The sequence below is a fragment of the Pseudomonas sp. Irchel 3H3 genome (assembly GCF_900187635.1).
Classification (GTDB): domain Bacteria; phylum Pseudomonadota; class Gammaproteobacteria; order Pseudomonadales; family Pseudomonadaceae; genus Aquipseudomonas.
This window is the reverse complement of sequence record NZ_FYEC01000002.1, coordinates 55,907-80,273: the sequence shown is the minus strand read 5'-3', so window position 1 is coordinate 80,273 and position 24,367 is coordinate 55,907. Positions and strand designations below refer to the sequence as shown.

The window sequence follows — 24,367 nt, the reverse complement described above, 5'->3', positions numbered from 1 at the left end:
GAGTTTTCAACCCTGAAAATTCGTGATTTAAGTTGTAATGCTGGTTAGTTAGGCATCTATTTCAAGGGGGCAGGGTTAATCAGGACAGTCGTCCTGATGCCCTGGCATAGTTTTATTTATTTGTAAGCGCCGACTGCGCGTCCTAATAGCATGGTCTGTACGACTGGTGAGATGACTTTTTGCCATTCGTATACCGCTGCGTTAGTTACGTAGATGGTGTCGTCTGGTTTGACTATAATTTGACGAGCGTAGAAAATTGCTGCAGGATCACGCATATCTAGCCGAAGAACGGTCGGTTTTTTATTGTTGCCTTCGCCCATTCGGAATACAAACACACCTTCGGGATTGGCACTGACTTCTTTTAATCCGCCAACACTACCCAGTGCGTCGAGCAAGCTCGTATTTTGTCCAGGTAGATCTTTTAAGCCGGGTTCGCCCACGGCACCCATCGCTACAAAGCGCTGACGTGCGCGGTCGAGGACAATTTCCGAGTTTGGCCGCAGCACCACGTTGTTGCCGGCAAGTACATCCTCATAGTTAAATTGTTGAACCTGACTGCCAGTGCGAACGGTGACGTTAACTAAGTGTGGTTCCATAACGGGGCCACCTGCTTGGTTAATAGCGTCCAGTAGGGTAAGTGGTCCTTGTAGGGTGCTAAAGCGACCAGGCGTCTTAACAGCCCCTGCTACCAGTACAGAGCCGGAAAGATCGCCGATCAGTTCGACATGAGTTTGCACGTCGGTCGTGATGCCTTTTAATTGCTTACGGATCATGTCCTCAACTTGGTTGAGGGTCATGCCCGCTACAAACTGGCGGCCCACGTAGGGTAAGGAAATCATTCCTTGATCGTCGATGCGCGTCTTTAATTGCGTGCCACCGCTCGACAATGGCGCAAATAGTGCAGAACCTTCAGGGGCGATGTCGGTGATCAAAACGCTCAAAATGTCCCCCGCCATTAGTCTTGCTGATGGCGCGATTGGTTTGGCGACGGTCGTTTGCACAGGGCGTATCGCGCCTCGCATGTAGGGCGCGATTGTGTTGGCATTGATTTCGACCAAGGTATACGACTCATTCTTGGTTTCAATATCGCCCTTATAAGGACCTGCACCTGATAACGTGCCGCCGCAGCCCACTAGGGTTAAGGTAGCAAGGGCCAATGCTGCCCATTTCAGGTTGAAATTATGGGGGGTTACAAGGGATTTAATCACGATGATCCTCGATCGAAGCCAGGATGAAGCGAGTGATGCCATAAAGCATTAGTAGGCCGAGCAAGATAGTCGCCAGATTGTACAAGCGCTCTGGATACAAGGCTTGTTGAGGGCTGTTTGGGCTGACGACTGTTACCAGTGTGCGAATTTTTTTGCTGGCCTCGATGCGGGCGTTGTCAAGAGCTGCCACTGCTGTCTTGTAGCTTTCTTCAGCGATGCGAGCATCAAGTGTCAGTTGCTGAAAGCGTGAGGCGACGACGTTCAGTTGCGAGCCATCAGGTGATGAAACAAGTAGCCGTTTTTCTTTGGCTAGTTGCTGAGCTATGGCGCTGACTTTCTGTTTCTGTTGTTTGACTTGAGGGGAGTCCGGGCGCAATTTGTAGAGCATTTCGGTGATGATCGCCTGCTCCTTGGTGTATTGACCTTCCAGGTCGGCTATGATGGTGGCGCGGCTTTGTGCAGTGCCACCGCCATCCAGCACCTTGTTATCATTCTGGAAGTCGATCAGTTCGGTCTTGCGGTCCGCGTAGTTGGCCCGTGCCGTTTCAAGTTCCCCTTTAGCGAATGTCATTTGCTCGCGCGCGATACTATGGCTAACTTCGTTGACGAAATGCTCGCTGGCTTCAAGGATGGTGCGCAGCATCTGCTCTGACAGCTCGGGAGTAAATGCTTGTACTTCGACTCGTAGTAAGCCAGTCGTTTCGTCGTAGTGGGCGGAAACCATGCGCTGATAATACTTCAGCAGGGTTTCACGTTCGGCGCCGCTGTTTAACCAGAAAAAAACATCACTGCGCTGATTGGAGTACAGTTCGACCCACTGTAGGCGTTCTTCCAGCAGCAGCATCATGTCCATTGACACGATGTATTCACGCAAGTACAGGGTCTCTTCTCGAGAGGCGGGGTTGGTGCCAGTAAGCAGGGTCGCAAGTCCGGGCACAGCTGCCCCTTGATTGCCGCCATCTTGGCGGACCACTACTTGGGCAGAGCTGACATAGCGGTCGATGGCGAATATGCCATAGTAGATGGCTGCCATGGTCAGCGGTAGAGCCACTAAGCCGATTGCCAGGCGCCAGCCCTTTAGTTTACCCGTACTGCTCATATTTGATGCATCCTTGAAGTGGAACGGTGCTGCGATCTAAGAGGGATTTTATTCAGGTGTTGTAAGCTTTGATACCTTCAGCGACGTTTTCGTAGATCTGGATACCGCCATCGCGTACCAAGAGAACTATGTCGCAGAGTTTTTCGATTTCAGGCATGGAGTGGGAAACCAGCACTACTTTTGACTGTTGCAATTTTTGTTGGAAAACTTCTGCGCATTTGCGTTTGAATTGCGCATCACCCACGGACATTACTTCGTCGATGAGATAATAATCGAAGTTGAAGGCCATACTTAGGCCGAAGGCTACGCGAGAGCGCATGCCGGAGGAGTACGTTTTTATCGGTTCATCGATCCAGTCTCCAATTTCGGCGAAGTCTTGGACGTAGCGCACTTTTTCGCGCATGGCTTCGCCTTCGGCACCGTAGATCCGGCATACGAATTTAATGTTGTCGCGCCCGGTCATGCTGCCTTGAAAGCCCCCAGATAGACCCACGGGCCATGAGATGCTCTGGTCGGTGACAATGGAGCCTGAGTCGGGAATATCAGCGCCCCCGAGAAGGCGCATTAATGTTGATTTCCCCGCCCCGTTACGTCCGATCAGTCCTATGTTTTTTTCTGGTGGAATCGAAAGCGACAAGTTGCGGAACACATACCGGCGGCCTTTCGGGGTCAGATAGGATTTTGTGACATTTTTAAGCTCGAACACGTTGGCCTGTACTCATCCGTTTTTCGTGGAAATCAGGTGCAGCCTACGGGCGCGATAGCTACCCAAGGCGACGAACAGCAAAATCACCGTGAACGTGATCACATATTCTTCAGAGACGCCATCGACTGGAGTGTAGTGGGGCAATACTTCAGCACGAATCAGTTCGACTAAGTGCAGAAACGGGTTGAGCAGAAGCAATGGCATCATCGCAGGTGGGAGGTATGAGGCTGGAAGGAGGACGCCGGAAATAAAATAAAGAGGAAAGAAGGCCATCCGGATAACCACCTTGAGGCTGGGTAATGCATGGGTAATTAGTGCTAGCAGCATGCCCAGACCAAAAGCAAACAATAGACCAAGTATCAATGAGGCTACCCACTGAAGCGGATTGCTCACGGTCATGTCGAATCCATACCATGCGAAACCTAAAACCAAGATCGCGTAGACCGTGGCACTGATACAGGTTTCAACAAGTACTCGAGCAATGTATGTGTCCAGTGGTTTGATTTGTTTATAGGCAAATAGAGAGCGGTTTTCCCGCAAACTGTCCATGAGCCTGAGCGCGGTATTGCGAAAGAGAAGGAAAGGGGCCATCCCCACCAGTACAAAGACAGGGTATTCAACGCCAGCGACAGTGCGACCGCGTATCAGCGAGAACAATACGGTGAAAATCAGGAGATGGCAGATCGGTTCGATCAGGGTCCATACTGCCCCCATGCGGCGATCACCAAAGCGGGCGCGCGCCTCCCGTAGGACCAAGGCAAAGATGACCGATTTTTGAATCTGGAAGGAGGAGCGAGGCTTCAAGATATTTACCGCACAGCAGAGCGGCGCGCCTGGGCCGCCGGTGAATTCATTTCAGGAAATGCCCGTGTCCCGCGCTGATGTTGGGGATTCGGGCGGCTTCCGTGCTCTAAGGGCGGGAGATTAATCGCTGGGCGGTCTTAGCGTCAAGTGAGAATCCTTCCCTATTTCCTACATTCACAGTCCTATTTCCCTGCGTATAATTCTTACGCCTGCCTCAGATGTAGCCTGTATTGAATCAGCATATGTCCTACAAATGACAGTTTGATATCAAGCTCTTTAGTGATATCACTGAGCTATCACTGGGCTGTTGTTTGCAATTATTTGTACCAGGTTTGGAACTTGTACAAGGGAGAGTGAACTTTATATACATCAACTCATTAGAGACATTGTTTACAGCTGCGGTGGAGGATTGGATACGCCTACAGCGAGCAAGCTTGATGCAAATCATCGTGCAAGCGGCAAATCTCCCGGTTTCCTGGCCTTTGATGGTGCCCGTTGACCAGCGGGGGAGCCTTGTTTGTCGCAATGCTCGAGCAATCTGCTCGGCCAGTCGTCGGGTCAATTCTCTGATTTGATCATTCAATCAGCCCCTTGTCATGCGGGTGATTTGTAGCTGTGGTCCGGTTGGGCTTTCAAATTTCTGTGCAGCTGAAATGCTGACATGCCTTATGCGAAGTCGAGACGTTCGTACCATTGGGGTTGTCTTTTTTCTTTCCAATGGCTTTCAGAAGCACCAAGTGTGCTCGAAAAGTTCTGGGGTAATGCGCGTGCAGTGGCGGGCCAAAATAGGGGCGACACTCGCAGTAGTGTTCAAGCAATAGCCTTCTATACATACTGACTCCTACTACGACCTGGTGATTTGCTGAATCCAGTTGCTATCTCGTTACTAAATCCCCCGCTGATCAACCCGCCCACTCAACTCCTGCGCAGTCTCCTTGCGCTCCGAATACCGATCCACCAGGTCCGGCCGATCACGCAGCAGCAGCGTGAACTTCACCAGCTCTTCCATCACATCTACCACTCGGTCATAGAGCGCCGAGGGTTTCATGCGGTTGTGTTCGTCGAACTCGAGAAAGGCTTTTGGCACGGAGGACTGGTTGGGGATGGTGAACATGCGCATCCAGCGGCCCAGGACCCGCAGTTGGTTGACGGTGTTGAAGGACTGCGAGCCGCCTGAGACTTGCATCACGGCCAGGGTTTTGCCTTGGGTTGGGCGGATGGCGCCGAGGGCCAGGGGCACCCAGTCGATCTGCGCCTTGAATACGGCGGACATTGAGCCGTGGCGTTCTGGTGAGCACCAGACCTGGCCTTCTGACCATTGCATCAGCTGTAGCAGTTCTTGGACTTTCGGGTGGTCGCTGGGGGCGTCGTCGGGTAGGGGCAGGCCGGATGGGTTGAAGATGCGGGTCTCGGCGCCGAAGTGTTGCAGCAGGCGGGCGGCTTCCTCTACCAGCAGGCGGCTGAAGGAGCGCGGGCGGGTCGAGCCGTAGAGCAGCAGGATGCGCGGTGGGTGCTGGTCGTTGCTGGTCGGGAGCAGGGTGTTGGACAGCAGGGTGTCGAGGTTGGGCGGGTGTTCGTTCATCAGGGGCTCCGGGTCAAAGGCGGGCGATGCGTTCGAGTTCGGTTTGCAGGGCGGCGGCGTCGAGTTGGGCGAAGGGCAGTTGGAAGAATGCGCGGCAACGGGTTTCGATGATGGCCAGCGTGGCGTTGAATGCGCCATTGATCTGGGCTTCGCTGCCGCTGATCTCGGAGGGGTCTTCGAGGCCCCAGTGGGCCTTGAGTGCGGGGCCGAAGTACACGGGGCAGGTTTCGCCGGCGGCTTTGTCACAGACGGTGATGACAATGTCCGGCGGGCTGTCGGCGAAGGCCTCGTTGCCTTTGCTGTGCAGTCCTGCGGTGGCGATACCGGCCGCCTGCAAGGTGCTCAGGCTGCGGGGCAGGACCTGGCCCTTGGGGAAGCTGCCGGCACTCACTGCCGTGAAGCCTGTGGGGGCGAGGTGGTTGAACAGCGCTTCGGACAGGATGCTGCGACAGCTGTTGGCTGTGCACATGAACAGGACTTTCATCGATTTCTCCGTGGTGTTTAGGCCAGAGTCGTGACTGGTCATACATATGGATTATCGAATATACGAATTATCGAATATTAGGTAAAGCGCGGGAGTAATTTTTATCGATGCGGCGCCGGCGGCTTAAACGAAAAGGGCGACCGTTGTGGGTCGCCCGTTCTAGTGCATCGGTCGGGAGTCGTTAGAGCTCCAGCCCTTGCTCGATCACCGCGAGAAAGTTCAGCTCATCCAGTGCCACCGGAGTGGGGCGTGGTTGTCCGGTGCGGGCTACGGGCTGGATTTGCCAAACGGGCTCGGCCATGTCGTTCTCGGTGCGGCGGATGTACAGCGCCTGGCCTTTACCGCGGATGTCGACCTGGCCTGTGCCGCCGATGACGAAGCGGGCAATAGGGTCCAGGGTTATGGTGTTGTGGTTGCCCTCGATCTGCAGCTTGTCGATGGCGTAGTTGAAGGTCTCGCCGGATGGCAGGCTCTCGAACACGCGGGTCGGTACTCGGCGGATGTTGAGGCCGGCGTGGGTCAGCGGCTCGAGCCAGGTTTCCAGTTGGTGGTACATGTCATAGACCTGGCTTGGCCAGTGTTCAATGGCCAGGTCGGCGCGGGCTTCGGCGTCCACACGGGTTTTTTGTTTTTGCTTCAGTTTCGTGGCGAGTTCGTCTGCCTTGCTCATTCCGATTCCCTATCGTGCGTTCAGAGTAGTCTGCGCTTTCAAGGTACTGCACTTGACCGAGTGATTGCCAGTCGCCGGCACCACCCTGGTGCGGGTTAGACAAGAATGTCTTCTGCTGATGCGCGGCCAGCCCTCACAATAGGCCCATTGGATGTTTGGTTTTCAGGTGGGTGAATGAAAAAACTGTCTGTATGGGGCCTGTTTGCTGTGCTGGCGATTGGCAGTGTGATCCTGAGCAATACACCGCAATCCTCGCGCAACAAACAGCAGAACGAATCGGCGTCGGGGGTGTTCGACTATTACCTGCTGGCGTTGTCCTGGTCGCCGACCTTTTGTCTGACGCGCCCGGAAAATGCCCAGTGTTCGGGCAAGGGCTACGGATTTGTGTTGCACGGTCTGTGGCCGCAGTACGCCAAGGGTGGCTGGCCGCAGTCTTGCGTGCCGAATGCGCGGTTGTCGGCGGCCGAGCGGGCGCGGGGGCTGACGCTGTTTGTCACGCCGGCCTTGCTCAAGCATGAGTGGGCCAAGCACGGTACCTGCAGCGGGCTGGGTGCCATGGGCTACCTGGCGGCTGCGGACAAGGCGCTCGGCGCGGTGAAGATACCCGAGCCGCTGCAGCCGTTGAACAAAGAGGTGTATTTCTCTGCCCAGGACATCACGCAGATGTTTCGCCGCAGCAACCCCGGGATACCGGCTGACGGTATTGCGGTGATCTGTCGCGGCCCGGAGTTGTCGGAGGTGCGGGTGTGCATGGCCAAGGACCTGTCGTTCCAGGCGTGCGGCAAGGGAGTGAAAAACCAGTGTCGCTCGGGTGATATCCGAGTGCCGCCGATGCGTTGAGGGGCTGGATGCGTTTGTGTAGCAGCCGAACGCAGCCTCGCTACGCTCGACAGCTGCTACAAGTGGTCCGCAGTCGTTACAGGTGCACAACTGCTCGACACGAGCGCTTTTATAGGGGCAGGCCCAGGGCGGCCAGGTCTTTGCGCAGTTGCCCGGCGTTGCTGAACTGCAGTGCATTGAAACCTTCGCGGCGGGCGCCTTCGATGTTGGGGGCGTGGTCGTCGATAAACACGGCGTGGTGACCTTCGAACTGGTAACGCGACTTGAGCAGTTGGAAAATCTGCGGTGCGGGCTTGATGATGCCTTCTGCGCCCGAGACCAGGATGCCCTCGAATTTGTCCAGGAAGGCGAAGCGCTCAAGGGCAATGGGGAAGGTTTCCGCCGACCAGTTGGTCAGGGCCAGCAGGCGTACTTGCTTGGCGTGCAGTTCTTCGAGAATCTCGACGGTTTCTTCCAGTGCGCCGCCGAGCATTTCTTCCCAGCGTTCCCGGTAGGCACGAATCAGCGTCTCGTGTGTCGGGTGGCGGGCGATGGCTTCGTCGATGGCTTCCTGCCATGAGCGTCCGGCGTCCTGGCGTTCGTTCCAGTCGGTACTGCAGACCTCGGACAGAAAGGTCTCCATGGCTTGCTCATCATCGCCAAACAGCTTGCGGTAGAGGTTTCTCGGGTTCCAGCGAATCAGCACATTGCCCAGGTCGAAGACCACGGTGTCGATGGCGGACGGATGGTCCTGATGGTTCATGCGTTCCTCCATGGATAGCCGATAAGAATGAAGGTCCCAGCCTAGCAGAACACATAGGGGCTGCCGGTATAGGTGTTATCGCGCTGCCGTGGTTTGCCCCTCGTCACCGCCGTAGGCTAAGCTTCGTCGATCAAGGGATCCGGGCGTCTGCTCGCGTTTTACCCTTCAAGGATGATGCATTTGCCAACCCCCATTCACGATTCCCGCGATACGCTCGGCGGCCCATTGAAGCGTTTACCCCTGCGCAAGGCGGCGGTGATCTTTATTGCGGCGGTGTGCCTGAGCCTGTGTGGCCTGCTGTACCTGCAGCTCGAACAATCCCGGCATCACGACTTGTCCCAGGCGCAAATTGCGTCAGTGAACCTCACGCGGGCGATGGCGCAACAGGCCGAGGATACCTTTCTGGCCGCCGATCTGGTGGTGACCAGCCTGGTTGACTGGATTCAGGCCGACGGTTTTGGCGTGGCGTCGAGCCCGCGCCTGCAGCGCACCTTTGCCCGTCGGGTGCAGGCCCTGGAACAGTTGCATGGACTGTTTCTGTTCGATCGCCAAGGGCAGTGGGTGGTGACCTCCTTTGGTGAGTTGCCGACCCGGCAGGGCGTCGCCGATCGTGAGTATTTCCGGTTCCATCAACAGAACGCTTCGTTGCAGGCGCATATCGGTCCGGCGATCCGCAGTCGGCAGAATGGTGAGTGGATCATCCCGTTGTCGCGACGGGTGAATGACCACAATGGTCAATTCCAGGGCGTGCTGATGGCGGGCATCCGCATGGAGTATTTCGACCGGTTTTTCAAAAGCTTCAGCCTCGACGACCACGCCTTGATGTTTCTGGCCCTGGCGGATGGCACTTTATTGGCCCGGCGGCCAGGTGCGGAGTTGCGCATTGGTGAGTCGCTGGCCCAGGGGACGATCTTCAAGGACTACTTGCCGAATGCACCCTCGGGCACTGCGATGATTCGCTCGAAGGTGGACGGCGAGCTGCGGCTATACGGCTACCAGCAGCTGGACGCGTATCCGCTAGTGGTAGCGGCGGCTACTCCTGAGGCGGTGGTGCTGCGCGGCTGGTATGCCAATGCGGTGCAGTCCAGTGTCATCGTGGCCCTGGTGGTGCTCGGCGTGAGTCTGTTCGGTTGGGTGTTCGTGCTGCAGGTGCGCAACGGTGAGCGCATCGAGGCGGACCTGCGTGCGGCCCAGGAGCGTCTGGAAGTGATCGCCACCCATGACAGCCTGACCGGCCTGGCGAATCGACGGTTGTTCGAGCGGGCGCTGCAGATCGAGTTTGCCCGGGGACTGCGCCAGCAACGTCCGCTAAGCCTGATCATGCTCGATGTTGATTACTTCAAGCGCTTCAACGACAACTACGGCCACGTCGCCGGCGACCAGTGCCTGGCGCGGGTGGCTGGCGTGGTCAAGGGGTGCTGCCAACGCCCGTCCGACCTGGTGGTGCGCTACGGCGGGGAAGAGTTTGCGGTGCTGTTGCCGGATACCGATATCCAGGGTGCCGTCGCCATTGCCGAGCAGATTCGGCACAGCGTCCAGGGCGCCAACATTCTCCACAGCGGCGCGCCTTCGGGGCAGTTGACCGTCAGTCTTGGCTGCCATGCGATTGTGCCCGGGGAAGGTGACAGCATCGAGAGGCTCATCGAGTGCGCGGATGCGGCGTTGTACCAGGCCAAGAACTTCGGCAGGAATCGCACGCAGGTGGCCTCCATGGAGGGGCGTCCGAGCGATGCCCCTAGTCGGCGCTGAACGCCTTGCGTAGCCGTTCGATGGTCTGCTCGGTGGACAGCCCGGGAGCCGGCGGCGGATCCGGGCGTTCACAGAACTCGCGCCAGACAAACAGCGTCAGCTCTGCGCCATCGGTAAGGGATTGCGGGTTGGGCGCGCCAAAACCCTGCAGGAGCCGATAGCGCGAGTCCTGCCAGAACAGCTTTTCCACCCAGTCGAACACTGGGATGAAGTGAAAGTGGATGGGCTGGTCGGGGGTATGGCCATAGCGGCCGATGTACAGGCGTTTTGGCTGCAACTGGCTCTGCATCACCTGTTGGGTGCGCGCCATTAACACCCCGAGTTCAGCCAGCGCCTCGGCGGGCAGTTCGTGGAGCGCATTGACGTTGGCCCTGGCCCCGAGCATCAGGTAGCCCGGCAGGTGCGAGTTGATCCGGTGATTGACGATCCAGTGGGCGGTTTGATGGACGATCAGCTGTGGGTCGATGTGCATGTTCGGGCGTCACCTTTTCTTCACCGGGCCGATGAGGGAAATCAATTGTCGTTGCCTGTGGCGGCTATCGTATAACGTTTGCCCATCGGCACGGCACTCGACCGCTCCAGGTCCGGTGCGCCTTCATGTCCAAGGAATCGCTCATGACCGCGACTGCGCTCGAACACATCGACCTGTACCTTCAGCGTCTTGGTTTTGCCACGCCACCCAAGCCCACCCTGGAAGCCTTGGGTGAACTGCAGCTAAGGCACACCAGCACCTTTGTTTTCGAAAATCTCTCGCCCCTGGCCGGATTGCCGGTGCCCCTCGACCTGCCATCGATCCAGCGCAAAGTGCTGCATGAGGGGCGTGGCGGTTATTGCTACGAGCTCAACAATCTATACATGACCCTGCTGGAGCGCCTGGGGTACCAGGTGCGCGGTATCACCGGGCGCGTGGTGATGAACGCGCCACAGGACGCCTGGGCGGCCCGTACCCATCGCCTGACTCTGGTGACCCTCAATGGCCTGCGCTACATCACCGATGTCGGCTTTGGCGGCATGGTGCCGACGGCGCCGCTGCTGCTCGATACCGAACAGGAGCAGGCCACGCCCCATGAGCCGTATCGCATCCTCCGCGAAGACGAAAGCTACACCCTGCACGCCAAGGTCGCTGGCGAGTGGCGGGCAATGTATGTCTTCGACCTGCAGCGTCAGGGCGATATCGATTATGAGATCGGCAACTGGTACGTCTCGACTCACCCGCAATCACCGTTCTTGCAGCGGCTGATGGTGGCGCGGACCGGGGAGGGCGTGCGCCGCACCCTGAACAACGGCAGCTATGCCGTGCATCGCCTGGGCAGCCCCAGCGAGCGGCGCGAGATCAATGATGTGCAGGAACTGATCGAGTTGCTGCGCAGTGAGTTCTCACTCCAGGTGCCCGAGCATCCGGCACTGCGGGCGACCCTGGCAGGATTGATCGCCATTGAGCAATAAGTAGCGACTTCGCAAAAAAAAGCTGATCAGTTGATCAGCTTTTTTCGACCGACGGTAAAGCCCGGAAAGTGCAGGCTAGACGGTTCGAAGCGGGCTTGGGTGGATGCTTGTCCATTATGTGACTGATAAGTTGTATACAACTCTATGGACATTTGTCTTGGGTGTTGAATACAGTGTGCGCATAACAAAAACCCAGGGAACCCCCCACGATGAAAACGCCCTCTGTTTCACACCAACGGCCCGAGGATGAAAACCTCGGGGTCGGCGCGAATATGGCTTACGGCCTGCAACACGTTCTGACCATGTATGGCGGTATCGTTGCGGTACCACTGATCATCGGCCAGGCGGCCGGGCTTTCTCCGGCGGACATTGGTCTGTTGATCGCGGCATCGTTGTTTGCAGGGGGATTGGCAACTCTGCTGCAAACCCTGGGTCTGCCGTTTTTCGGTTGTCAGTTGCCGCTGGTGCAGGGTGTGTCGTTCTCCGGTGTCGCGACCATGGTGGCGATTGTCAGCAGTGGTGGGGAGGGCGGCTTCCAGTCGATCCTGGGAGCGGTGATTGCCGCCTCGCTGATCGGCTTGTTGATCACTCCGGTGTTCTCGCGGATCACCAAGTTCTTCCCGCCGCTGGTGACCGGTATCGTGATCACCACCATCGGCCTGACGCTAATGCCGGTGGCCGCGCGCTGGGCCATGGGTGGCAACAGTCATGCCGAAGACTTCGGCAGCATGGCCAACATCGGCCTGGCGGCCGTGACCCTGATGTTGGTATTGCTGCTGAGCAAGATCGGCAGCGCCACCATCTCCCGCCTGTCGATCCTGCTGGCCATGGTCATCGGTACCCTGATCGCGGTATTCCTCGGCATGGCGGACTTTTCCAGCGTCAGCGAAGGGCCGATGTTCGGCTTCCCGACACCGTTCCACTTCGGTATGCCGACTTTCCACTTCGCCGCGATCCTATCGATGTGCATTGTGGTCATGGTGACCCTGGTCGAGACCTCCGCGGACATCCTCGCGGTCGGTGAGATCATCGACACCAAGGTCGACTCCAAGCGACTGGGCAACGGCCTGCGGGCTGACATGCTGTCGAGCATGATCGCGCCGATCTTCGGCTCCTTCACCCAGAGCGCCTTCGCCCAGAACGTCGGGTTGGTGGCGGTGACCGGGATCAAGAGCCGTTACGTGGTGGCCACCGGCGGCCTGTTCCTGGTGATCCTCGGGCTGCTGCCGTTCATGGGCCGGGTGATTGCCGCAGTACCAACCTCGGTACTCGGTGGGGCCGGTATCGTGCTGTTCGGCACCGTGGCCGCCAGCGGCATTCGTACCCTGTCCAAGGTCGATTACCGCAACAACGTCAACCTGATCATCGTCGCCACCTCGATCGGCTTCGGCATGATCCCGATCGCCGCGCCGAGCTTCTACGATCACTTCCCAAGCTGGTTCGCCACCATCTTCCATTCCGGCATCAGTTCGTCGGCGATCATGGCGATCCTGTTGAACCTGGCGTTCAACCACTTCACCACCGGCAACTCGGACCAGCAATCGGTATTCGCTGCGGGCACCGAGCGCACCTTGCGCTTCCAGGACCTGGCTGCGCTGCGTGAAGGCGACTACTTCAGTGATGGCAAGTTGCATGACTGCGACGGTAATGAAGTGCCGGTGATAGTCGAGGACCACGGTCACGGCGCGCCGGAACATCGACCTGCGCAGCTGAAGAGTAGTGAGCACGTCTGACCGCAGTCACTGCTGAAAAAAGAGGCCGACCTGTTGTTTAGACAGGTCGGCCTTTTTTATCGGGCAGCGATCTTTAACCGGCGCAGTTTTTTAGTGGCCACAAAAAAGCCCCTGATCTTTCGATTCAGGGGCTTTTTGATCTTGCTGTCTGGCTCCACGACCTGGACTCGAACCAGGGACCCAGTGATTAACAGTCACTTGCTCTACCAACTGAGCTATCGCGGAATTCGCCGTATGTTACTGATTAAAAAGAACAAGTCAACAAAAAATTGTATCTGTGGCGGCTTTTCCGGTGAGTGGTGTCGATTTGTTGCGGGGCGGGCAGTCGACAGCCATTGGCGGTTACCAGAAGCGCGGTAGAGGACTACCATGCGTTCCCGGGCGTGGTTTCACGCGCTGCCGGCCATTCGTCCACAAGGTAGGCGTCATGACTCAACAACCGCAGTTCTCCGCAATCCTGGCGTACGGGGTGCTTGCATGAGCATTGCCCAGATCAGCCTGCCCAAAGGCGTAGGTGCGCCGGCCGAAAAACTGTTCGAAGCGATCACCCAGGCGGGCACCGCTGAGGAGCTCAACCGTGCCGGGGGCAAGGCCGAAGGGTTTGTGCTGGGGCTGGAAAGCGCCAAGGCGATCAAGAGCCAGGTGGCCGAGGCCTTGTATGTGGCCTATGACGATGCCGCCAGCCAGCGTTCGAGCCAACTGGCCGGCTGAAGCGTCAGCCGCCGAAGGTGACGGTGCCGAGCATGAACTTGGCATACAGCGAAGTGGCGGCCAGTTGCACCAGCCACAGGGCCAGGCCGCCGAGAAACACGCCGCTTGCCACTTGCAGCACCAGGCTGTTGCCGCGCTTGGTGGTGGGGCGAGGGGTGAAGTGATCGAGGTCGTCATCGCGGTCGGCGCGTAAATTGTCGTTTTTCATGGGATCTCTCGAAAGGGCGGGCTACTGGATGGATCTTTCAGTCTAGTGATTGTCCGCGCAGCAACGAAAAGGGGAAGCCAGACGGCTTCCCCTTTGCTTGTCGCGGGCGTGGCTTAGATCACCGCAACGATGGCCTTGGTCACTACATCGATGTTGTTCTGGTTCAGCGCGGCCACGCAAATGCGGCCGGTGTCCAGGGCGTAGATGCCGAACTCGTTGCGCAGGCGGGTCACTTGTTCAACGGTCAGGCCGGAGTAGGAGAACATCCCGCACTGGCGGCCAACAAAGCTGAAATCGTGATCCGGGGCGTGCTGTGCCAGCAGGTCGACCATCTGGGTGCGCATGCCACGAATGCGCAGGCGCATCTCGGCCAGTTCCTGCTCCCACTGGGCGCGCAGTTCCGGGCTGTTGAGCACGGCGGCAACCACTGCCGCGCCATGGGTTGGCGGGTTGGAGTAGTTGGTGCGGATCACGCGCTTGACTTGCGACAGCACGCGCGCGCTTTCTTCTTTCGATTCGCTGACGATCGACAGTGCGCCGACGCGCTCGCCGTACAACGAGAACGATTTGGAGAACGAGCTGGAAACGAAGAAATTCAGCCCCGACTCGGCGAACAAGCGCACGGCAGCGGCGTCTTCGTCGATACCGTCGCCAAAGCCCTGGTAGGCCATGTCGAGGAACGGCACGAGGTTTTTCGCCTTGACCACTTCCAGGACGTTTTTCCAGTCCGCTGGGCTCAGGTCAACGCCAGTCGGGTTGTGGCAGCAGGCGTGCAGCACCACGATCGAGTTGGCAGGCAGGGCGTTGAGGTCTTCCAGCAGGCCGACGCGGTTGACGTCATGGGTGGCGGCGTCGTAGTAGCGGTAGTTCTGCACTGGGAAGCCAGCGGTTTCGAACAGCGCGCGGTGGTTTTCCCAGCTCGGGTCGCTGATGGCGACTACGGCGTCCGGCAGCAGTTGCTTGAGGAAGTCGGCACCGATTTTCAGTGCGCCGGTACCGCCCACGGACTGGGTAGTGACTACGCGGCCAGCGGCCAGCAGCGGCGAATCAGCGCCAAACAGCAGCTTTTGCACGGCCTGGTCGTAGGCAGCGATGCCGTCGATCGGCAGGTAGCCGCGGGAAGCGTGTTGAGCGGCGCGAGTTGTCTCGGCTTCGACTACGGCGCGCAGGAGTGGAATTCGCCCCTCCTCGTTGCAGTAAACACCGACCCCCAGGTTGACCTTGTTGGTTCGGGTGTCAGCGTTGAATGCTTCGTTGAGGCCCAGGATTGGATCGCGTGGTGCCATTTCGACAGCGGAGAACAGGCTCATTATTGCGGCGGCTCTGAATGGAATATGGAGGGACGTGTAGCGCTCCAGCCGAATGCACTAGAGCGGTGCACAAACGGGGAGCTAGTATAGAGGCCATCACCGGGCAGGGCGACAGGCGTTTGACCTTTTCCGGCAAGTTTTTCGGATTATTTGCCAACCGTTAGTCTTATTGTCATGACGGTCTATTACGGGGCATGTAGGACGATTACCTTGAAACTACAGGTATTCGCCACCACATCAACGGTTATCATGATTTTTCCCCGCGACATCCGTCGTCAGCGTTGTTTATCGTGGCTGCCTGGCCCTCCCGCTCAGGCAGGCACCCGCGCCGCGCAAAACCAGAGGTAGGTATGTCCGAATTCCAGCTAGTCACCCGCTTCGAGCCTGCCGGCGATCAGCCGGAAGCCATCCGCCTGATGGTCGAGGGCATCGAGGCCGGGCTCGCGCACCAGACGCTGCTCGGTGTGACAGGCTCCGGCAAGACCTTCAGTATCGCCAACGTAATCGCCCAGGTGCAGCGTCCGACCCTGGTGCTGGCGCCGAACAAGACCCTGGCCGCGCAGTTGTATGGCGAATTCAAGGCGTTTTTCCCGAACAACGCGGTCGAGTACTTCGTTTCCTACTACGACTACTACCAGCCGGAAGCGTACGTGCCGTCGTCCGATACCTTCATTGAGAAGGACGCCTCGATCAACGACCACATCGAGCAGATGCGCCTGTCGGCGACCAAGGCGCTGCTCGAGCGCAAGGACGCGATTATCGTCACCACGGTGTCGTGCATCTACGGCCTGGGCAGTCCGGAAACCTATCTGAAGATGGTCTTGCACATCGATCGTGGCGACAAGCTCGATCAGCGTGCCCTGGTCCGCCGCCTGGCCGACCTGCAGTACACCCGCAATGACATGGATTTCGCCCGCGCCACGTTTCGCGTGCGCGGCGACGTGATCGATGTGTACCCGGCGGAATCCGACCTGGAAGCGATCCGCATCGAGCTGTTCGATGATGAGGTCGAAAGCCTCTCGGCCTTCGATCCGCTGACCGGGGAGGTGATCCGCAAGCTGCCGCGCTTCACCTTCTACCCCAAGAGCCACTACGTGACGCCCCGTGAAACCCTGCTCGGTGCCATCGACGGGATCAAGGTCGAGTTGCAGGAGCGCCTCGACTACCTGCGTTCCAACAACAAGCTGGTGGAAGCCCAGCGCCTGGAGCAGCGCACCCGGTTTGACCTGGAGATGATCCTCGAACTGGGCTACTGCAACGGCATTGAAAACTACTCGCGCTACCTGTCCGGCCGGGATTCTGGCCAGGCGCCGCCGACCTTGTTCGACTACTTGCCGGCCGATGCCTTGCTGGTGATCGACGAATCCCACGTCAGCGTGCCGCAGGTCGGGGCGATGTATAAGGGCGACCGTTCGCGCAAGGAGACCCTGGTGGAGTACGGGTTCCGACTGCCCTCGGCGCTGGATAACCGGCCGATGCGCTTCGACGAGTTCGAAAACATCAGCCCGCAGACGATTTTTGTCTCGGCCACCCCGGGCAACTACGAAGCCGAACATGCCGGGCGCGTGGTCGAGCAACTGGTGCGTCCGACCGGCCTGGTGGACCCGCAGATCGAAATCCGCCCGGCGCTGACCCAGGTCGACGACCTGCTGTCGGAGATCACCAAGCGGGTGGCGCTGGAGGAGCGGGTGCTGGTCACCACGCTGACCAAACGCATGTCCGAAGACCTCACCGACTACCTGGCGGATCACGGCGTGCGCGTGCGTTACCTGCACTCGGACATCGACACCGTGGAGCGGGTGGAGATCATCCGCGACTTGCGCCTCGGCACCTTCGACGTGCTGGTGGGGATCAACCTGTTGCGTGAAGGCCTGGACATGCCTGAAGTATCGCTGGTGGCGATTCTCGATGCCGACAAGGAAGGCTTCCTGCGTTCCGAGCGTTCGCTGATCCAGACCATCGGCCGCGCCGCGCGTAACCTCAACGGCCGGGCGATTCTGTATGCCGACCGCATCACGGGTTCGATGGAGCGGGCGATCGGCGAGACCGAGCGTCGTCGCGACAAGCAGATCGCCTTCAATCTCGCCAACGGCATCACCCCCAAAGGGGTGTTCAAGGATGTCGCCGACATCATGGAAGGCGCCACCGTGCCGGGTTCGCGCAGCAAGAAGCGCAAGGGCATGGCCAAGGCGGCCGAGGAAAGCGCCAAGTACGAAAACGAACTGCGCTCGCCGAGCGAGATCACCAAGCGCATTCGCCAACTGGAAGAGAAGATGTACCAGCTCGCCCGCGACCTGGAATTCGAAGCCGCGGCCCAGACCCGCGACGAAATCGCCAAGATGCGCGAGCGGTTGTTGGCGGTCTGATCCTCGGCGCCTGGCAGGGCCACATCGCGGGCAAGCCCGCTCCCACAGGGTCCTTCAATCACTGTGGGAGCGGGCTTGCCCGCGATGAGGCCCGCCAGTGCGCTACAAATTCACCTAGTGCGCCTCACCCGCCTTGAGCCCCGCCGGCAATGCCTTGGTCAGCAAAATCGCCAACATGCTCACCCCCAGCGCAATCCCGACGAAATGAAAGGCGTCGTTGTACGCCATGATCGATGCCTGCTGGTGGGCGATCTCACTGAGCTTGCCCAGCGCGGCCGTCTCGCTGCCAAAACGGTCGGTGAGGCTGGCCAGGCGTTCGGCCACTTGCGGATTGGTCGGCACGATGGCCTCGCGCAGGTAATCGAAGTAGGTCTTGGTCCGGGCATCCAGCAGAGTGGCGAGCAGGGCAATGCCGATGGCGCCACCGAGGTTACGCAGGATGTTGAACAGGCTCGACGCCGAGCCGGCATCCTGGGGCAGGATGTAGGCGGTGGCGATCAGCGAGATGGTGACCATGATCAGCGGCTGCCCCAGCGCGCGGATGATCTGGATCTGGTTGAACTGCGGCCCGGCAAAGTCCGGGTTGAGCACTCCCGAAGAAAAACTCGCCAGGCCGAACAGGCCAAAACCCAGGGTGCACAGCCACTTCGGCGAGATGTACTGCATCAGCTTGGGCACCAGCGGAATCAGGAACAACTGGGGCACGCCCATCCACATGATCACTTCGCCGATCTGCAGCGCGTTGTAGTTCTGGATCTGTGCCAGGTACAGCGGCAACAGGTAGATCGAGCCATACAGCCCCACCCCCATGCCCAGGCTGGAGATACTCGACAGGCCGAAGTTGCGGTTGCGCAGGATGCCCAGGTTGATCAGCGGGTTGGGCTTGGACACCTGGACGATGACAAAGGTGATCAGGCTGACCAGGGCAATACTGCCCAGGGTCACGATCAGGCTCGACTCCAGCCAGTCCTTGCGATGGCCTTCCTCGAGGAATACCTGCAGGCAGCCCAGGCCGACACCCAAGGTGAGGATGCCGGTGTAGTCGGTGCTCTTGAGCAGTTCCCAGTGCGCTTCTTTCTTCTCCAGGCCATACATCAGGCCGGCAATCATGATCAGGCCGGGCGGGATGTTGATGTAGAAGATGTACTCCCAGCCCCAGTTTTCCGTGAGCCAGCCACCCAGGGTCGGGCCGATGGAGGGGGCGAAGGTGGCGGTCATGGCGAACATGGCCATGCCTTTGGCGCGGTGGTGCTCGGGCAGCTTGATCAGGGTCAGGGTGAATGCCAGGGGGATCAGCGCGCCGCCGGTGAAGCCCTGCAAGGCGCGGAACACGATCATGCTTTCCAGGCTCCAGGCCATGGAGCAGAGCAGGGAGGCGAACAGGAAACCGGCCGAGACCCAGACCGCCAGGCGGCGTGCCGAGAGCAACTGCACCAGCCAGGCGGTGAGGGGGATCATGATGATTTCCGCCACCAGGTAGGAGGTGGAAATCCACGAGCCCTCCTCAAGCGTCGCCGACAGCGCGCCCTGGATGTCCTTGAGCGAGGAGTTGGTGATCTGGATGTCGAGTACCGCCATGAAGGCGCCGAGCATCACGCTCATCACCGCAATCCAGTCCCGCCGGGTCGGTTCGCCGACCGGGCGGATCAGTTGATCACCGGCCATCGACAGGGTCTTTGATGTTCACTTTGGCGGTGACTGACATCCCGGGGCGGATCTTGCCGTGCAGCGGGTTATCCGCGGCAAACGTCAGCTTCACTGGAATCCGTTGCACCACCTTGGTGAAGTTGCCGGTGGCATTGTCTGGCGGCAGCAGGCTGAATTGGGCGCCGGAGGCGGCGAACAGGCTGTCGACCCGAGCTTCGATCGGGGTGTCGCCGTAGGCATCGAAAATCAGCTCGGCCTTTTGCCCGGGCTGCATGTGGCCGATCTGGGTTTCCTTGAAGTTGGCCTGAATCCAGATGTCCTGGTCCGGGACGATCGACAGCAGGTACGCGCCGGCTTGCACCACCTGGCCGTTGCGCGCCGCGCGCTGGCCAACCAGGCCGCTGATCGGCGAGTGGATCTCGCTGCGGGTCAGGTTCAGCTCGGCCTGGGCCAGGTCGGCCTGGGCGTTGGCGATCTGCGCGTCGAGGCGCTTGATTTCGGCGCTCAGGGCGTTGACCTGCTGGCGCTGTGCCTGGGCGTCGGCCTGGGCCTTGGTGACTTGTGAGCGGGCGATATGGTTTTCCGCCGACAGGGTGGTGACCCGTTCTTCCGAGACATAGCCGGGTTTGCGCAGCGTTTCGGCGCGGGACAGGTCTATTTGCGAGCGCCCCAGGCTGGCCTGGCTGGAGGCGACCTGGGCTTCGCTGGAGGCGATCAGGCTGGCTTGCTGGGTCAGTTTGCTCTGGGCCTGCAGGCGCTCTGCCTGGCGGGTGGCGAGGGCGGCGGCGGCGCGGTCGACGGCAAGGCGGAAGTCTTCACCTTCGAGACGGATCAGCAACTGGCCTTTTTCCACGTGCTGGTTGTCATGCACCAGCACCTCGTCGATGCGCGCGCTCAACTGGCTGGAAACGCGGGTGATTTCACCCTGCACATAGGCGTTATCGGTGCTTTCGTAAAACCGTCCCTTGAAGAACCATTCGGCGAAAAAGCCGCCGGCGACCAGCAGGACGATAAACAGGAAGATAAACAGGCGACGCTTGAGTTGGGCAGGCATGGGCAGCTTGTAGTCGATAAAGTGTAAGGAAATTTAACAGGCGGTGAATCTGGCACATAGCCGACAGGTGGTAAATGCCACTAAATGATAATCAGGCATTTGCCGCTGTTAGCGCCTTTTGTAGCCTCAATCTTGGCTTATATGCCCTGCTCACTGGAGCCGGGCGGGTGTCGCCTGTTACCATTCGCCCTTTGTTTCATCTCCGCTTTTCATCATCTTTCGAGACACGCCATGACCACCGTCCGCACTCGCATCGCGCCATCGCCTACCGGCGATCCCCATGTCGGCACCGCTTACATCGCTTTGTTCAACTACTGCTTTGCCAAGCAGCATGGCGGTGAGTTCATCCTGCGCATTGAAGACACCGACCAGTTGCGCTCGACCCGCGAGTCCGAACAGCAGATTTTCGATGCCTTGCGTTGGCTGGGCATCGACTGGGCCGAAGGCCCGGACGTCGGCGGCCCGCACGGCCCGTACCGGCAGAGCGAGCGTGGCGAGATCTACCAGAAGTACTGCCAGCAGCTCGTGGAGATGGGCCACGCGTTCCCGTGCTTCTGCACCGCCGAGGAGCTGGACCAGATGCGCGCCGAGCAAATGGCTCGCGGCGAGACCCCGCGCTACGACGGTCGTGCCCTGCTGCTGTCCAAGGAAGAAGTGGCTCGCCGCCTGGCCGCTGGCGAACCTCACGTGATCCGCATGAAGGTGCCGACCGAAGGCGTCTGCGTGGTGCCGGACATGCTGCGTGGCGACGTCGAGATCCCGTGGGATCGCATGGACATGCAAGTGCTGATGAAGACCGACGGCCTGCCGACCTACTTCCTGGCCAACGTGGTCGATGACCACCTGATGGGCATCACCCACGTCCTGCGCGGCGAAGAGTGGCTGCCATCGGCGCCCAAACTGATCCTGCTGTACGAATACTTCGGTTGGGAACAGCCGGAGCTGTGCTACATGCCGCTGTTGCGCAACCCGGACAAGAGCAAGCTGTCCAAGCGCAAGAACCCGACCTCGGTGACCTTCTACGAGCGCATGGGCTTCATGCCGGAAGCGATGCTCAACTACCTGGGGCGCATGGGCTGGTCGATGCCGGACGAGCGCGAGAAGTTCTCCCTGCAAGAGATGGTCGACAACTTCGACCTCAAGCGCGTGTCCCTGGGCGGGCCGATCTTCGACATCGAGAAGCTGTCCTGGCTCAACGGCCAGTGGCTGCGTGACCTGCCGGTGGAAGAGTTTGCCAGCCGCCTGCAGACGTGGGCGCTGAACCCCGAGTACATGATGAAGATCGCCCCCCACGTGCAGGGCCGGGTGGAAACCTTCAGCCAGGTGGCACCGCTCGCCGGGTTCTTCTTCGCCGGTGGCGTCAACCCGGATGCCAAGCTGTTCGAATCCAAGAAGCTCTCGGGCGACCAGGTGCGCCAGTTGATGCAGTTGATCCTGTGGAAGCTGGAGAGCCTGCGTCAGTGGCAGAAGGACAACATCACCGCGACAATTCAGGCGGTGGTCGAATCCCTCGAGCTGAAACTGCGCGATGCCATGCCGTTGATGTTCGCCGCGATTACCGGCCAGGCGAGCTCGGTGTCGGTGCTCGACGCCATGGAAATCCTCGGCCCGGACCTGACCCGTTTCCGCCTGCGCCAGGCCATCGACCTGCTCGGTGGCGTGTCGAAGAAAGAAAACAAGGAGTGGGAAAAGCTGCTGGCCGCGATTGCCTGATTCCCTGCGGTAGCTCCTGGCAGGCCCTTGGCCTGTGCCAAACCCCCGGATTTCCGGGGGGAGGGCGGTAAGTGATTGTTATGTCGGCAAAAAATTTTAAATTTTTTGAAAAATAAGTTTGACAGGCATTCGATACGCCCTTAAGATTCGCCCCGTCCTCAGCGATGACATCAACGATGAGGGGCTATAGCTCAGCTGGGAGAGCGCTTGCATGGCATGCAAGAGGTCGACGGTTCGATCCCGTCTAGCTCCACCAATTTACACTTCAAGGTCTGGCCACACCGGCCTTGAAGCGATCAACACTCAGCGTTGATCAGTTGTATAGAAGGTTTGTGTCCCCTTCGTCTAGTGGCCTAGGACACCGCCCTTTCACGGCGGTAACAGGGGTTCGAGTCCCCTAGGGGACGCCAGTTTTACAGAAGTGATGTTGCAAGATGTCACTCCGCCGCGAGGCGAAAAATCCGGGGCTTTAGCTCAGCTGGGAGAGCGCCTGCATGGCATGCAGGAGGTCAGCGGTTCGATCCCGCTAAGCTCCACCAATTTTACACTTCAAGGTCTGGCCACACCGGCCTTGAAGCGATCAGTACTCAGCGCTGATCAGTGTATAGAAGGGTTTGCGTCCCCTTCGTCTAGTGGCCTAGGACACCGCCCTTTCACGGCGGTAACAGGGGTTCGAGTCCCCTAGGGGACGCCACGATTACCCGCTCTGCGGGATTTTATAAGGGTCATTCAATTATTGAATGGCCCTTTTGTTTGTCTGGCGTTTGGCCAATTCCCCCATACCCTCTCTGCTCTTCTGACCAACGGTCAAATCCAGCCCTTGCGTAAATTTATTATGAGAATAATATTTCCATCGTAATATTCGGAGGCAACGATGAACGACAAAAAAGCTCAAACCCGTGAACGCATTCTCCAGGCCGCCAGCTCTGCGCTGATTCAACGTGGCCCGGCGGAACCGAGCGTGGGCGAAGTGATGGGTGCGGCCGGCCTGACCGTCGGCGGCTTCTATGCGCACTTCGAAAGCAAGGACGCAATGATGCTGGAAGCCTTCACCCAGTTGCTCGGCCAGCGTCGGGCGTTGATCGCCGACATGGATGCCGAGCTGACCGGGGAAGAGCGCCGGGCGTTGGTCGCGGCGTTCTACCTGTCGCGCAAACACCGCGACTCCACCGAAAACGCCTGTCCGATTCCGGCGTCGGTGGGGGAGTTGGTTCGCCTGCCGGATGACTTCCGGGTGGCCTTGAACGAGCACGTCGAGCTGATGGTCGCGCAGTTGGCCAGCAGCCCGGAAGACGCCGACAAGGTCCTTGCGGACCTGGCGCTGATGGTGGGAGGCCTGGCCCTGGCGCGGGCGCTGGGAGCCGGTGAGTTGTCTGATCGATTGCTGCGTGCCGCCAAGTCGGCGGTGCTGTGACCTGAAGCGTTGGCCTTTGGAGATGAGCGATGAGCACCTTGAGTTGGGTTCGCGGCGTTAACGGCACGTTGGGCTGGGTGGCGCCGAAGTTGATTGCGAACAAGATGCGTCGGGTGTTCATGACGCCGCGTGAATTGCCACCCCGTGACTGGGAGATGCCGCTGCTGACCAGTGCCGAGCGCATTACCTTGCGCTTTGGGCTCTCGGCCTTGCGCTGGGGCCAGGGCCCGGCAGTGTTGCTGATGCATGGTTGGGAAGGGCGGCCGACCCAGTTCGCCAGCCTGATCAGCGCCCTGGTGGACGCCGGTTATACGGTGATTGCCCTGGACGGTCCTGCCCACGGTCGTTCGCCGGGACGCGAGGCCAACGTCGTACTGTTTGCCCGCGCCATGCTCGAAGCGGCGGCCGAGTTACCGCCGCTGCAAGGGGTGGTCGGCCACTCCATGGGCGGCGCCAGTGCAATGCTTGCGGTGCAGTTGGGGCTGCGTACACAGACCCTGGTGAGCATCGCGGCACCGGCGCGGATTCTTGGCGTGCTGCGTGGTTTTGCCCGCTACTTCGGTTTGCCACCGCGTGCGCGCTCGGCGTTTATCCGCAAGGTCGAGCAGGATGTCGGCATGCAGGCTTCAAGGCTCGATGTCGCCCACTATCAATTGGATATGCCCGGATTGATTGTGCATGCCGAGGACGACACCTTTGTCCCGGTGAGCGAGTCGCAGCTGATCCATGAAGCCTGGTTCGACAGTCGCCTGCTGCGGCTGGAAGAGGGCGGTCACCAACGGGTGCTGGCCGACCCGCGAGTGATCGAAGGGGTGCTGGGATTGCTCGCGGGTAGCAGCCTGCAGGCGCGGCAATCGGCCTGATCATCCGTTACACTGCTC

22 protein-coding genes and 5 tRNA genes are annotated in these 24,367 nt (G+C 59.3%); 13 read left to right on the top strand and 14 right to left on the bottom strand.

Translation table 11 applies throughout. The features are described 5' to 3' along the window. Positions 1-116 precede the first annotated feature (116 nt). The 7 genes from CKW24_RS03395 to CKW24_RS03365 all read right to left on the bottom strand — a co-directional run bounded on the left by CKW24_RS03395 (position 117) and on the right by CKW24_RS03365 (position 6,553). The gene (locus CKW24_RS03395) at positions 117-1,208 is read right to left on the bottom strand and encodes a polysaccharide biosynthesis/export family protein (RefSeq protein WP_256585389.1); all 1,092 of its coding nucleotides are present in this window, start codon (positions 1,206-1,208) and stop codon (positions 117-119) included. Continuing rightward, positions 1,201-2,307 (bottom strand): ABC transporter permease, encoded by a 1,107-nt coding sequence (locus CKW24_RS03390; protein ID WP_095165271.1) that lies wholly within the window; start codon positions 2,305-2,307, stop codon positions 1,201-1,203. Before CKW24_RS03390 ends, CKW24_RS03395 begins: the two co-directional genes overlap by 8 nt. A gap of 52 nt (positions 2,308-2,359) precedes the next feature. Then, positions 2,360-3,013 (bottom strand): ABC transporter ATP-binding protein, encoded by a 654-nt coding sequence (locus tag CKW24_RS03385; RefSeq protein ID WP_095165270.1) that lies wholly within the window; start codon positions 3,011-3,013, stop codon positions 2,360-2,362. Positions 3,014-3,025: 12 nt separating this feature from the next. Then, positions 3,026-3,817: an ABC transporter permease gene (locus tag CKW24_RS03380; RefSeq protein ID WP_095165269.1), complete on the bottom strand. Its 792-nt coding sequence runs from the start codon at positions 3,815-3,817 to the stop codon at positions 3,026-3,028. An 886-nt stretch (positions 3,818-4,703) separates the two neighbouring features. After that, positions 4,704-5,399: an arsenical resistance protein ArsH gene (gene arsH, locus CKW24_RS03375; RefSeq protein ID WP_095165268.1), complete on the bottom strand. Its 696-nt coding sequence runs from the start codon at positions 5,397-5,399 to the stop codon at positions 4,704-4,706. A gap of 13 nt (positions 5,400-5,412) precedes the next feature. Then, the gene (locus CKW24_RS03370; protein WP_095165267.1) at positions 5,413-5,883 is read right to left on the bottom strand and encodes an arsenate reductase ArsC; all 471 of its coding nucleotides are present in this window, start codon (positions 5,881-5,883) and stop codon (positions 5,413-5,415) included. Between the two features lie 181 nt (positions 5,884-6,064). Beyond that, positions 6,065-6,553 (bottom strand): hypothetical protein, encoded by a 489-nt coding sequence (locus CKW24_RS03365; RefSeq protein WP_095165266.1) that lies wholly within the window; start codon positions 6,551-6,553, stop codon positions 6,065-6,067. Between the two features lie 174 nt (positions 6,554-6,727). Between CKW24_RS03365 and CKW24_RS03360 the strand changes: the two genes are divergently transcribed. Beyond that, positions 6,728-7,393, top strand: a complete 666-nt coding sequence (locus CKW24_RS03360) for a ribonuclease T2 (protein WP_095165265.1) — start codon at positions 6,728-6,730, stop codon at positions 7,391-7,393. Positions 7,394-7,502: 109 nt separating this feature from the next. Here the strand turns inward: CKW24_RS03360 and CKW24_RS03355 are convergent, their stop codons facing one another. Beyond that, the gene (locus CKW24_RS03355) at positions 7,503-8,135 is read right to left on the bottom strand and encodes an HAD family phosphatase (protein WP_095165264.1); all 633 of its coding nucleotides are present in this window, start codon (positions 8,133-8,135) and stop codon (positions 7,503-7,505) included. A gap of 180 nt (positions 8,136-8,315) precedes the next feature. On the opposite strand from CKW24_RS03355, the gene CKW24_RS03350 reads away from it, so the two are divergent. After that, positions 8,316-9,884: a diguanylate cyclase gene (locus tag CKW24_RS03350; protein ID WP_256585387.1), complete on the top strand. Its 1,569-nt coding sequence runs from the start codon at positions 8,316-8,318 to the stop codon at positions 9,882-9,884. On the opposite strand, the gene CKW24_RS03345 is transcribed toward CKW24_RS03350, so the two are convergent. Next, positions 9,871-10,356 (bottom strand): HIT family protein, encoded by a 486-nt coding sequence (locus tag CKW24_RS03345; RefSeq protein ID WP_095165261.1) that lies wholly within the window; start codon positions 10,354-10,356, stop codon positions 9,871-9,873. The genes CKW24_RS03350 and CKW24_RS03345 overlap by 14 nt on opposite strands. A gap of 143 nt (positions 10,357-10,499) precedes the next feature. Between CKW24_RS03345 and CKW24_RS03340 the strand changes: the two genes are divergently transcribed. Both CKW24_RS03340 and CKW24_RS03335 read left to right on the top strand, forming a co-directional pair. Continuing rightward, a complete protein-coding gene (locus tag CKW24_RS03340) occupies positions 10,500-11,330 on the top strand; it encodes an arylamine N-acetyltransferase (protein ID WP_095165260.1) in 831 nt (276 codons plus the stop codon). Between the two features lie 209 nt (positions 11,331-11,539). Beyond that, positions 11,540-13,063, top strand: a complete 1,524-nt coding sequence (locus CKW24_RS03335) for a nucleobase:cation symporter-2 family protein (protein ID WP_095165259.1) — start codon at positions 11,540-11,542, stop codon at positions 13,061-13,063. 149 nt (positions 13,064-13,212) lie between these two features. Here CKW24_RS03335 and CKW24_RS03330 read toward each other — a convergent pair. Further along, positions 13,213-13,288: transfer RNA gene (locus tag CKW24_RS03330), tRNA-Asn, on the bottom strand. 252 nt (positions 13,289-13,540) lie between these two features. On the opposite strand from CKW24_RS03330, the gene CKW24_RS03325 reads away from it, so the two are divergent. Beyond that, entirely contained in the window at positions 13,541-13,774 is a 234-nt protein-coding gene (locus CKW24_RS03325) for a hypothetical protein (RefSeq protein WP_095165258.1), read from the top strand. A gap of 4 nt (positions 13,775-13,778) precedes the next feature. Here CKW24_RS03325 and CKW24_RS03320 read toward each other — a convergent pair whose 3' ends face one another. Together CKW24_RS03320 and CKW24_RS03315 are read right to left on the bottom strand one after the other, a co-directional pair. Next, positions 13,779-13,982, bottom strand: a complete 204-nt coding sequence (locus CKW24_RS03320; protein WP_095165257.1) for a hypothetical protein — start codon at positions 13,980-13,982, stop codon at positions 13,779-13,781. Positions 13,983-14,095: 113 nt separating this feature from the next. Beyond that, positions 14,096-15,292, bottom strand: coding sequence for an amino acid aminotransferase (locus CKW24_RS03315; RefSeq protein WP_095165256.1), 1,197 nt, complete (start codon positions 15,290-15,292; stop codon positions 14,096-14,098). 350 nt (positions 15,293-15,642) lie between these two features. Here CKW24_RS03315 and uvrB point away from each other — a divergent pair, with 350 nt between their 5' ends. Then, positions 15,643-17,658, top strand: a complete 2,016-nt coding sequence (gene uvrB / locus CKW24_RS03310) for an excinuclease ABC subunit UvrB (RefSeq protein WP_095165255.1) — start codon at positions 15,643-15,645, stop codon at positions 17,656-17,658. A gap of 114 nt (positions 17,659-17,772) precedes the next feature. Here the strand turns inward: uvrB and CKW24_RS03305 are convergent, their stop codons facing one another. Both CKW24_RS03305 and CKW24_RS03300 read right to left on the bottom strand, forming a co-directional pair. After that, positions 17,773-19,263: an MDR family MFS transporter gene (locus tag CKW24_RS03305; protein WP_177440576.1), complete on the bottom strand. Its 1,491-nt coding sequence runs from the start codon at positions 19,261-19,263 to the stop codon at positions 17,773-17,775. A 49-nt stretch (positions 19,264-19,312) separates the two neighbouring features. After that, positions 19,313-20,359 (bottom strand): HlyD family secretion protein, encoded by a 1,047-nt coding sequence (locus CKW24_RS03300; RefSeq protein ID WP_095165253.1) that lies wholly within the window; start codon positions 20,357-20,359, stop codon positions 19,313-19,315. Between the two features lie 231 nt (positions 20,360-20,590). On the opposite strand from CKW24_RS03300, the gene gltX reads away from it, so the two are divergent. The 7 genes from gltX to CKW24_RS03265 all read left to right on the top strand — a co-directional run bounded on the left by gltX (position 20,591) and on the right by CKW24_RS03265 (position 24,349). Then, positions 20,591-22,072, top strand: coding sequence for a glutamate--tRNA ligase (gltX, locus tag CKW24_RS03295; RefSeq protein WP_095165252.1), 1,482 nt, complete (start codon positions 20,591-20,593; stop codon positions 22,070-22,072). Positions 22,073-22,252: 180 nt separating this feature from the next. Then, positions 22,253-22,328, top strand: a tRNA-Ala gene (locus CKW24_RS03290). 78 nt (positions 22,329-22,406) lie between these two features. After that, a tRNA-Glu gene (locus tag CKW24_RS03285) sits at positions 22,407-22,482 on the top strand. A gap of 53 nt (positions 22,483-22,535) precedes the next feature. Next, positions 22,536-22,611, top strand: a tRNA-Ala gene (locus CKW24_RS03280). A gap of 79 nt (positions 22,612-22,690) precedes the next feature. Continuing rightward, positions 22,691-22,766 (top strand) — tRNA-Glu (locus tag CKW24_RS03275). Between the two features lie 180 nt (positions 22,767-22,946). Next, entirely contained in the window at positions 22,947-23,486 is a 540-nt protein-coding gene (locus CKW24_RS03270) for a TetR/AcrR family transcriptional regulator (protein WP_095165251.1), read from the top strand. A gap of 29 nt (positions 23,487-23,515) precedes the next feature. Then, a complete protein-coding gene (locus CKW24_RS03265; protein WP_095165250.1) occupies positions 23,516-24,349 on the top strand; it encodes an alpha/beta fold hydrolase in 834 nt (277 codons plus the stop codon). Positions 24,350-24,367: the final 18 nt, after the last annotated feature.